Source organism: Paenibacillus sp. H1-7 (assembly GCF_022354825.1).
In the GTDB taxonomy this organism is placed as follows: Bacteria; Bacillota; Bacilli; order Paenibacillales; family NBRC-103111; genus Paenibacillus_S.
Genome location: NZ_CP031168.1, coordinates 974,737 through 986,528, shown reverse-complemented (window position 1 = coordinate 986,528; position 11,792 = coordinate 974,737). Strand labels below are relative to the sequence as shown.

The window sequence follows — 11,792 nt, the reverse complement described above, 5'->3', positions numbered from 1 at the left end:
AGTTACTCCTTTCTGCTCCAAATTATGGTTCTATGCTCTGATCGACGCGGAAGTGATCAAGCAGAGCTTTCTTAGCCCTAGCGGTTAAGAATGGGCTTTTGCCGCGAACAAATTCTGGTGCGTTTAACTTCGCAAGGAAGTCTCCTTTGCCCCCTAATCGCTCCGCCCCTTCATCATCGAGCACAATGCGAGAGGCGTGAGCGTCAGCAGTTCGGAGAGCAAGACGCGCGCCTAGGTTGTTGCGAATGTTTGTTGGCACTATGTCAGCGCGTGGGCTTTGCGTGCACAAAAGCAAATGAATGCCTGCCGCACGTGCCATCGCCCCCAGTCGCTTGATAGCCGTCTCGACTCGGGTGCTTAACGGCTTCTCCTGGGTCATGAAGTCGGCAAATTCATCAAAAACGACGACAATTCGTGGGATGTGCTCTCCCCCTAACTCAAGATACTCGTTGTAGTTTGTTGCACCTTCTTGTGCGAACCGATCGTAACGCCGCTCCATCTCCAAAACCACTTGATCGAGTGCATCGATCGCCTCCTCAATATCCGTGATGACACGCTGAGTATGGACTCGGTCCTTGTAAACCATGAATTCTACACGCTTCGGATCGATAAACAGGAACTGCACATCCTTCGGCGAGTAGAGGCACATCATCGCAAGGATAATGCCATTGATCGTAACACTTTTACCGCTACCAGACTGCCCACCGATGAGCAAATGAGGCGTATCTGGGCTAGAAAAGTCCATCGTAATAACTTCCCCGAGCTGGCCTACGCCAAGCGGAGCGATTAGCTTACCATCTAATTTTGCTTGCGGAACTTGCTCTCTCATCCGATCCATAAAACGTTCAAAGTAAACGACCTCCGGTGTATCACGGTTGATGTCAATGTTTACCCTTCCCCCACGGATCGCAATTTGTGGCGGCGCATTCAGGCCGAGCCACATCTGCAAGTCTTCGGAACGATTTTTGATAAGACTAAACGAGGTATTACCGATAAGCTCTACAACCATTCGTACTACACTTACCCCAACGATGGTTTCAATGATCCTCAATGGTACATTGATCTCATTCATTCGGTTGCGCAGTCGACCCTCGTAAGTTCGCAGGACTGGCGTCAAATCTTCTCCCGGTTGTTCTTCAAGACTAGCCAGTTCGGCAAATGCGATCTGTTCAGAATGCAGCCCTACTTGTGTTACTTTTATAGGTGGTTCTAACGAATCGACTGGCTCAAGCTGTTGGATCGAATCGATTGTCCCAACTGGAGTGTCATGTTGCAACGCTGTCGACGCCACCTGCCCAATCCCGTTCATAATCTCTTCTTTAGCAATTTCCTCGTCGATTGGCGAATTGCCACCATCAACCACAATCAATTCATTCGTCTTCTCGTCAAGACTACTATTTAACCGATACACTTCATCCGTCGTTTCCGTGCCCAACTTGTCCGTGATATACGCATTCACCGCTTGGAGGCCTATGTCATAATCCGGAACCTCGGTCTCGGCCATCGCCCCAAGTGCGCGAAGGATGTACGACCGATTGTATATGTTGTTAACAACGGCATTGCCTAATAATTCTTGCTGATATCCATTATCATGCCCTTCCATGACGGAGAGCTCCAGCAGGTTGGACGTGTAGACGAATGTATCAATGGAGCCACTTATCGATACATCAATACTCGACAATGGAACACTTTGCATCACTTTTAGAAGCTGAACGTCTTGAAGCGTATATGCGCCATCCTCTAGTAGGTTGTACAATAGTTCCTTCCGCCACATTTCGGCAGTTCCTGGGCGCTCCGCGAACAAGAAGCGATTGCGGTAAACTTCAAGCCCCGCATTCACTTGCTTGATGGCATCGTAGCGTTCCTGATCGAAGATCGTATGAGAGATGAACTTTAGCTCGACGATTTCAAATTGCAGTGCAATGCGTTCTCCATTCTTACGGATAGATGTGCGTACAAGATCAGGACGACGTGCCGAACCATTGAACCACGGCAAGTCATCACACATCGACCAAACAACAAGCTCGTCATTACCTACTGGTCTCGCTTGTATCGCCAAATGAATCGCTATTAGCTCGTGTGCAAACTTGCCTGGACCGATTGCACGAAGGACAACACCCCCTGAGATCTCCTTGACCTTCTCAGTCGCTTGTGAAATCACTTCCTTAGAGATGTTTCCATTCTTCAGCAGTTTCACATACTTCTGATGCAGTCGGTCGAAGTACTCGTGATCAGCCTGCTCGCTCGCGAGTTTACGTATGTACTTGGATGAAGACAGCAGCGTCCGAAAATTTTTATTTTGCCCAGCATTTGACTTGTATTTAATAATCTGTGCTTTCGATGAGACATAACGTAATAGCGGCTTGTCTAGATAACGATCAATGAACAGAGACCAGTTGAAGTGGTCATGCATATAGTTAAGCAATTCTTGATCGGACAGCTGGTTGACCGAGATAATTGTACGAAGCAAGCTATACTCATCCGCTGGTACCGACTCGCTGCTGTTCAGTACCTGTTGCACTTGGTAGAATCGCTGCATAACAGACGGCATCTGTTCGCTGACACAGCTGATTCTTTTCACAGCATCGTCCTTCTTAAGCGGCTCTCGATAGATCGTCTCGAACCAATTATCAGAGTCTGTTACTTGAACTTTTTCAAGCTTGTATTGAAGATGAGACGACTGGCCGAAATAGTTAACGAGTATCCCAATGTCGGCATCTTGCAGTTGCTGGGTCACTTGCTTCATCATCGCGTTGACGTCCTGCTCGGCAATTACTTGAATTTCCACTCGCGGGAAATGTCCCATTCGTTCGGATAGTAGCTCCTCCTGGCTTATCCAGGCATTCAGTTGCTCATGAATAGCCGCTCCGGCCTTGTTGCTATGGACGATTGCCTTTACCTTGCGAACATTCTTCAGATGCTGAAACAGCTGTGAGATTGCCCGAGTTACAAATGACGCTTGTGGACAGTACAAGAAAACGAGATCAAGACAGTCTTTGGCGTACGGATATACTTCCAAATATGACTTGACCGTGCTGAGCAGCTCGTCTGCGAACGTCTGGACAAGTTGGTCCTCTCCACTGCTCACTCCGTTGATCGTAAAGATACCTTCCCCCATCATCTCCTGCTGTTCAATAAGGAAGTGATCCGGCATCCCATCGACTGCAAAGTAAGCCGGCGACAACCGGGATAAATCATCTTGAAGCTGATTTAATAAGGTGTCCATATCACCGAGCGAATCCTCTGTCACGTTCAGTCTGCCTATCCACTTGCTGAGTTCGGACTCAATGCGTAGCAGCCGGTTGGCATACCCGAGCAAACGCAATGGATTTAGCAACGTCAGCACCCGGGATTGTATTTTACGTACTTTATCGCTAAGTTTACAGCTGTACATATCGATGGTACCCATCGTTCCAATATACTGGGTGATATGCCTAGCGATGAGTGCCGAATCGCGGCCACTTACGAGTAGCTCCTCAAGTCGTTTTTCCAGCTCGGTCATATCTATAATGCCAATACCTTGCACCCTAGCCTTTTCAAGCTGTTTGATGTACCACTCACCGAACAAGGTAAACTGTGTGGCAGCCTCTGACACGCCAGGCTGTCCTGAAGCCACTAAAGTACTGACCCGATCTTGCATCTCAGAGATGACATCGACTTGCTCCGTATCAGTACCGGCAAAGGAGCGAATGGACGGAATATAACCTTCTTCCGCGAGCTTCTCAAGCAAATCCGGCAACTGACTATTATGCAGATCGATAAGCTTGAAGTCGCGATAGCCCAGCTCCTCATCATCGAGCAACATGACAAGTCTAAATCCGACATGTGTGTCCTTAGTCCGATCCGTGACATTATCAAGTGTCCGCTCATCGAAACTAATCCGTCCCGTTAATCGCTCAAGCCCCCCGAGATGGAATTGCAGCACCACCTTCATCTCTTCACCGATGGGCGCTTCCATAATCCGCAGCTTAAAGCGAACGGCTTCTAAAGATATCTCGCTGTCATCACCTTGCTGTTTCAGCAAGTCGAATGATTCGCGTAGCAATGCCTCAGTGAGTTCCGTGTATTCGCTCAGTTGGCGAAGTTTCTTAATAAGCCTTTCGATATCCTTGTACAGTTTTTTATCCTCTACAAGCAGTTCCCCACCAAACTCTTCAAGGAACTCCTGTAGCTTCTCCGGCTTTTCCCCCGCTTGGATCGATTCAGCAGCTTCAGTCATCAATTGATCCCGTTCTTGTTGCAACGGCTTGTCAAGTTCGAGCGACTCCTTGAATGTGTTCATTCTCTCATTCACAGTTGGCTTCTTATCCGTGAACATGAAGGCTTCCTTAACCATTGAGAAATCGTACTGGAGTAACATTTCTGATTTTCCGTGGACATAGTCCAAGGCATGACGACGGAAATCATCCTTGGACACGGTCTCCCACAGTTCATGGGACTCGTGCTTCTCCAAGAAGGTATATACGTTGTCGACGATTCTCTCCTTGCCGAGTGAGCGATCATCCTTTTCTAGCCGCGACAGTTGATAGTTCTCCTTCAACTGCTTCCACCCAGCCCCGGTGAACTTCAGTGTCCGATCACGGAACAGCTGTAGATGATCAAGGTGCTGCTGAATTCGATCAGTCATCGTCTTCTCATCTGAACCAATTACTGCAGTCAGGAACGCCAGAACAGTACGAAGCTGCGGTTCCACGATTTTTCCGTACGTGACAAGGAACCGTTTCAGTTGGTCCAGGTCATCTCCAAAGTACTGGTACCGGTCGGAGAGGATCTGATATAACACCTCTAGTCCACTTGGGCTGAGCAGGCGCGCTTCGTCTATCGTGAAGATGTTCTCAAGACTCTGTGCCTCTGCCGATGTCGCATTCAGCAAGATGAGAAGCGCGCTACCATGACTTGTGTTGTTACGCAGCCACGTGCTCGTCTCGTGTGATTGACATTGATACTTTTCAAATCCGGATATTGGCTCGAGTGTTCGCATCACCGGGAGGAAGGACGCGGATAATCGTTCTTCCGCGTCAGCGAACGTCTGAAGAACCTCTCCCCAAGCATCGTCATCAACGCCAACAACCTTGATAAATAATTTATCGCCATTGTTCTTCTTTTGTTCGATGAAGTAAGCGGCCACTAGCTCAATCATCCACTCACCGAGCAATTGCTTCGCTTTGTTATGCATGAACAGCCTCCATCGCCTGGGCATACGGGTTCTGAATCATCGCTGTCGCATCTGAGAATTCGATCAGTAGCCCGTTTTGCCGAAGCTTATCCCGTAATGCCTTCTCGTTGTCTTGAAAATACCGCGCGTTTAAACGTGAACGCTCGTATAGTCCCGACTTCTTAGCCTGGCTCTCGCCTATTACGATTCCATAGTCTCGGTAGAGCACATCAAGAAAATTGAAAAACTCCATTTTTTCCTTTGGTTGCACCTTCGTGAAGACAAGCATCTGTAGGAATACATCAGTGATCGTATACCGGTAATTCATCGCCCTACCACGTCGGAACGTCGCAAAGCCGCCGTCACGCGACAGCGTTCGAGTGATTGCGAGTTTCTCTTTCTTTAAAGATTCTGATACAATCTCACGCACAACGTCCTTCAGTTTCGTCCTGACATCTTCAGGTTTAGAACATTGTTCAAGGACCTGCACAATCAACTTCTTACGTGATCTCAGACTGCTAAGGTTCATAATCTTGATGAACCGTGGGCTATTGTCTTCATCCAGACTCTTCCACACGGGCAACTGATCAATAATTCTCTCATCATTGCCTATCCGCTCGTTATATCGCTCTTCAAATGCTTCCTCTAGCTTCGTCTTAACCACTAATTCATGATCATCGAAGTTGTAGGCTGACCGGGTGGAGATGTGTTGGTTCTCACCTTCAAGACAATCGAAGAAATAATGAATGTTGCAATGAGAAACCCCGGCTCGCTCAAGGATATAACGGTGTAGTTGAAAGCAGACCAAAGCCATTAACAGGCGAAACATCTCGTAAATGTCGAGATCGATCTTCAGCAGTTGCTCAAGCTCCACTGCAAAAGCTTCAAAGAGGCTGATGTTGTCAACGCAGGCTCCATCAGGCAGAATGGCATCGACCGGTTGATTCCGACTTTCCCCCTGGTCACCCCTATCGTGACTCTCATTGAATGCTGATAAGATCTTTCCCACAACGTTCTCAATTATTTTGTTCTTCGTCAGCAAGCTTCGGAATCGCTCCTCGATAAAAGCACGACGCTCAGGGTATGCTTCTGTCCCATGGGCGAGCATAAGGAAGTACAACTCGCCACCGCGAGCAAAGAAGTTGCGCTCGAATGCTTCGCCATTATCAGCAGTCTTCTTTCTCAGTTCGAAGTACAGCAATGACTCATGAAGTGGGTACAACGAACGCGCATACCATGACCTGTCCGCCTCTTTGCCTGTCATGTCATATAGTACAACTTCCAAATTACGTAGAAATTGTTTAAGAACAGGTAGATCATTTTCCTGCACCGCTTGCTGCAGACATGCCCGTTCCTCCTCCTTCAAGATGAGGATGCTTCCCTTAGTACCAGCACCTTCCTTGACACCCTCGAATATGAAACGACGCAACCCCCTTGAGCGCTTGCGAACATAGTGCTTGTTGTTAAAGGAGTAGCCAGTACCGAATAGTATGTTGAGGAATTCTAACACGTACTCCGCACCTCGCTGTCCATCCTTGAACCGATGACCCCAGATATGCGCGGATAGTTGCGACGTGACTTTATCCAAATCTTGTTCTACTTGTACCTTCGCCATCTGCTAGTCTTCCCCCTTATATCTCGATATTAATGTTATGCATGTCATAGACACCTTTATCGGCATCAAGCGCGAGGACGCTTAATGCAAACTCGTCTAGCTCACTATTGTTAATAAGGTCGTTCTTAAACGTGCTTAGTAAGATTTCTACCTCTTGGCGTAACGTCATAAATAGCCCGCCACCTGAGAGTCGTAGCAAGTACTCGAACACAGGCAAACGAACTTCCAGTTTAATGCTATTTTGAACCGATAGAATTAGTCTTGACGGCATATGATCGATATCGTCTCTTTGTGACTCCACCGCGAGCTTTACCGCGGGGCCTAAATACACTCCGTGTATGAGTAAGTTCTCATTAACAGCATACAGCACTGGGGCATTTGGGCGGATAATTAACTTCTTTGCAAATGCTTGATTTAACCCGTGCATTAAATCCCGTCTTATAATGGCATGTACTTGCGGTTTCATTAAACACTCGGCAAACCGATAGTAGTAATTGTATGGAAGTTGACTCTGCCTCATCTCGTTGCCCTGTTCACCGCATTCAAAGAAAAACTTACGTCGGAATCGTGGCATCTGATCGAACAATTGTGCGTGATCTTGCTCAGGATCGAGTGTTCTGTACTGCTCAATCCTCTTACGGAAGTAACCAAATAACAAGTCGATGTCTTCCTCAAAGAGGTTGCTATGCTGTTCTACGATGGCCGGATCGCCACTTATGTCTCCATTCAGCAAAAAATCGTCAATAGAGGAGATAGACAATTGCCCAGGATCAAGCCGTGTTAAATACCGAACCGCTCCCATCTCTCCGGTGCTTACATCCGGCATTTGAACTCCATAGAAATTGTTATAGTAAGCCCGTTCCGCCTGTTGCTCAATAGCGCTGTAGTCTGCCTGGAGTACAGTGCTGCATGTGAGCCCGCCTGTAATTGTATAACTGGCATGAATTAAAATTTCTCGCATTGTCACATGAATCCCAAGACAGTCCAGTAGGCGGTATTGCTCAATTAACTTGTCACGAACGCCCGGTTGAACCATTTTGCGATGATTAAAAGAAATGATACATTTCTTTTGTGCAGGACATTCGTCGCACGCGCCCCAGTACTTCTCTTGATTCCACTCCTCGAAAATTCGGTCTGCATAAATGGATGATGTAACGTCCTGCAGATTCACCAAATGTAGCCGATCGTTATTATTGAGGTGGTCAATGAAACGGGCACCGACAGCATCCGCAAGTGGCTTCAGTTCGGGATACTGCGATAGGAACTTCGTCAGTTTCCCTTCGTTGGCGGCGATGAGATAGTAAACACGATCGGCGTGTGCGTTGGCTACGCTACTTTGTAAACGTAACAACTCCGTATAGATGACTGACTCTGTCAGCTCCGACAAATCTTTGACAATACGAACAGTGCCGCCTTCATAGGTGACGTCTATGATACCTTCTTTCGGCCAGCCTTCTAACTGCTTATTGGTTAACATCTCATAAAGTGAACGACACAACCTCGTTTTTCCATCCCCAGCATTACCAGTCATGATGATGCTGCGCGGTTGTTTTACGAACACATCAGCCAAGTACTGCTCGACTCGGGTTGGGATGGAGAATAAATAAGTATCCGATTTCTGAGTGTACTCGTCATATATTTTTGCATGGTTTGGCGACAGCACATTGAACTGATCAAGGTAATCAATGAATGTGTTCATCTGTTCCTCCTTGTAAAATATGAATCTATTAGAATTTCATTTTGCGTAGCTGCAACGGTATCCCCTAATTATATAAGTGTAAAGTGTTAAGCACCTGAGATTAATAGGCACTTGTAAAATCCAGCTTTATAGAGCAGAATGATATAATTGACCTAATAGAAACTAGTTCTAATGTACCTATATTTAACTTATTTTTCAATATAATCGACAAATTTTACTCAAAAAGTTTGTTTTTGTAAGCTGTTTTGAAAGTTTTTTGCATTGCGTTCAGTTTGTCATACCGTTTTCTATAAAATTACATTCATTAGTATCATCTAAACTAAAAAGTTATCAATATGGTTACCTTGCATGAAATGATCGATATGCTGAAAATGAAACATGTTGGTTGACCGTTCACCTACATAATTAAAATGCGTTAGTGCAAAGTCGCTTTATATTATTTTCCAATTTATTCAAACATATGATCACAGTCGATGCTAAGCAATCAAAGAAAAGACGTTGAGATAGTATTCCTCTCAGCGTCTTTTCTTTTTATTTTTGTTATTTCAGTTTTTCACATAGCTTTGTGCTTTAAGGTAACTCATTTGAAAATTCCTCAGTAATTCTACAAACACTTGGCATCTTCTGCGTTTCTTAATTTTCATTTAGCCAAATACACTTTCACATCTCTTTTAATCAGCCCATAATCAAAACTGCGGTTCAAGTATGCGCCGTAATCTCTTCATAATTTCATTCTCTTTAACAATGGACACTACATTCCTGCATTCATTAGCTTGACGAACTAGATCTTGTACATAAATCTCAACTGGCTTATTTTCTCTATTAATAATCGTTATTACCTCCGATGAGAAAGATTTAGAAACTTTCCCTCCTATTAGGTATTCGTACTCTATTTCACATAAACATAGTATCAAAAACTCAATGATACCTTTTCCTAAGTAATGACTTTCATGTAATTCAATGAACTGACTTTCAGAGAACTTAAAGAAACGATTGATAAAGAACACTCTAAAATCATTTTCTAAAATAAAATGATCAATTGTATAAGAAATTTTTTTGCAATAGTATAACAAATGTTGAACAAAGAACTCCTCAGTTAATAGCTTGGGGGTTTTCAGCATTTCTTTCAAAAATGCAACTTGCCAATCCCAATGCGTTGATGTTGTTACCTTGTCGAAATCAAATTCATAAAAATCCATAGGGTAGCGACGGTTATCTGTGAAAATATAAATAATTTTAAGAAGCTTTGCATATGAAATATACCGCTCTAATAAACACCTATCAACAATTTCCTCGTTAAGTCGCGTTATATTAATCTGCTGACAGATCCATGTGATAAGGGCGCTACCTATTTTGTGTCCAATGTTACTGTCTTCAATTTTATGGCAAACAAATTCTAGTACATGTTCATCGGTGACAGATTCATTCACCCAAAAAGCATTTACGATACGCTTAAAGAATAGAACGTCCTTCTTCCATTCCCACGGGGTTCCAGTATATAACATATGATAGAAAATCAAGGACACCTTGTACTTATAGTCTAAATGATTTGCTAAATAAAAGGCGTACTCTTTGTTTTGTTCGGTATATTCCATATAAATTATATATTCATAAATAGCATCGTTTATCCGTCCATCTATGAAGTCTGTCCTATCATATGAACGATGCGATCCCAAAAAAACGGAATGCTGTCTGTGCTTTAGATCATCTAGATATTTTTTATAATTATCCAACAGATTACACAGATACATATCGTAACTTTTAATCAGCATTTTAGAAGAATTTTTAAATTCAGAGAAATCGACATTGCCAGATTCTTGGATAGCTTTGAATCCTAGTCTTTGGGTAATGTGGTGATTAATTTTCTCAATGTCTACATAGGATGAAATACGTTTTTCGATAACAGATGGTAATTTAAAATAGGTACATTCACCACTACTATCCCAATTTTTTTTATTAGAGTAGACCTTAGTGAGTTTATCAATGAATGATTCTTTTAGTTCATCATTCAGACTTCCAATGCTGATATTAACAGCATTATCATGCCATCTATAGATCACCAATAGTTCGTGCAAATTCAACTGAATATTATGCTTTTCGATCTTTTCGTAAAGGCTAATAAACAAATTATTTACATAAAAAGGTCTATAATTAAATTCACGCTCTCCTTGATTGAAAAGTTTGTGTAGTACACTGCGTCGACTTAGTGGAAACTCCACTTGACTGAAAACTTCTCTTATAACATACATTAACATGTCCGCTTGTTCTTTCTGATTTAATGACTCTAACTCAACAAAAAGTTTATCTATAAAAAAATCGCTATTCCCCTCATACGAGTACTCAAAACTCCGCTTATATTCATCAGCCACTGCCTCTTTTATTTTATACTCTAGCCCTAAACTTCGTCTTTCCTGAAGATCATATAAAGTCTTCATGCTATTCAGACTATGTAAAAATAGATATGCATATAAGATGTAAATAGTTACAACGCTAACCTCCCAAAAAGCGAGAGGGAAATCTTTAGAAATTTTAAGATCATTGATTCCTATGAGAATCACTTTACTTAGGATTGGGTAAGTAACAGCATATAGTAAGAGTAGTTTAAACATACTAGATTTGAAAATTTCAAACCCTAAGCGCTTAAGAAAAAAATCCTTTGTTATGCTTCTACCCCAGTACTTATCATTTTTATTTTGGAGAGCGTAACCAATTGTAAACTGCAAAAAAGTGTATAATATACCATACAAAGTTACGATACTAATAACCAATGCTATATAATTATCTTTATTACCAAGCTGAATAAATCCATATTGTTGCTGAAGTGCTGTTAATAGAGCAATCAGCAGTATAGGTAGAATTAAATTAGTGATAACATGTGGAATATTTGTCCTGAATAGAGACTTCCCAGCATTGCTATAATGAAGCCTATTCTTAAGACTCCAATATACGGGCTTTATAAATATATGGACTAAAACAAAAGCAAGTAATACAACAGAAAAAATTATAATATTCTCCCAAATAACTTTAGTAACATCCATATTGTTTTCCTCCGACTTATACACACTTTTTGCACTTCAAGCCATACATTGATGCGCATTGTAGTTCGACAAATAGATCTATAGTACCAACTATATCAAACACCATCCAAAAATTACACAGAAATCGTGACCGAATACCTAATAAATAACTATCTCAGGGTAATGACAAACCTGAACATTTACCTAATCCTATTAAGATCCGTTACCCCCTATAACTCCGCCTTCCACCATTTAATGAATAATTAGTTTCCAATCGCTCTTTTTACACATTTCCCCATCAATCTT

Annotated in this window: 4 protein-coding genes; all 4 read right to left on the bottom strand. The window is 43.1% G+C overall.

Features of this window, described 5'->3' with window-relative positions; genetic code table 11:
- Positions 1 to 22: 22 nt before the first annotated feature.
- A complete protein-coding gene (locus tag DVH26_RS04635; RefSeq protein ID WP_239631623.1) occupies positions 23 to 5,176 on the bottom strand; it encodes an FtsK/SpoIIIE domain-containing protein in 5,154 nt (1,717 codons plus the stop codon).
- Positions 5,169 to 6,770 carry a hypothetical protein gene (locus tag DVH26_RS04630; protein ID WP_239631621.1) on the bottom strand — a complete coding sequence of 534 codons (1,602 nt, stop codon included), beginning with the start codon at positions 6,768 to 6,770 and terminating at the stop codon, positions 5,169 to 5,171. The genes DVH26_RS04635 and DVH26_RS04630 overlap by 8 nt, the downstream gene beginning before the upstream one ends.
- Before the next feature lie 16 nt (positions 6,771 to 6,786).
- On the bottom strand, positions 6,787 to 8,469 hold the full coding sequence (locus tag DVH26_RS04625) for a hypothetical protein (RefSeq protein ID WP_239631618.1): 1,683 nt from the start codon (positions 8,467 to 8,469) through the stop codon (positions 6,787 to 6,789).
- A 686-nt stretch (positions 8,470 to 9,155) separates the two neighbouring features.
- Entirely contained in the window at positions 9,156 to 11,507 is a 2,352-nt protein-coding gene (locus DVH26_RS04620) for a hypothetical protein (protein WP_239631616.1), read from the bottom strand.
- Positions 11,508 to 11,792: the final 285 nt, after the last annotated feature.

Coding starts and splice junctions, on each gene's coding strand:
- DVH26_RS04635 (WP_239631623.1), bottom strand. CDS start 5,176: ATGCATAACAAAGCGAAGCAATTGCTCGGTGAGTGGATGATTGAGCTA.
- DVH26_RS04630 (WP_239631621.1), bottom strand. CDS start 6,770: ATGGCGAAGGTACAAGTAGAACAAGATTTGGATAAAGTCACGTCGCAA.
- DVH26_RS04625 (WP_239631618.1), bottom strand. CDS start 8,469: ATGAACACATTCATTGATTACCTTGATCAGTTCAATGTGCTGTCGCCA.
- DVH26_RS04620 (WP_239631616.1), bottom strand. CDS start 11,507: ATGGATGTTACTAAAGTTATTTGGGAGAATATTATAATTTTTTCTGTT.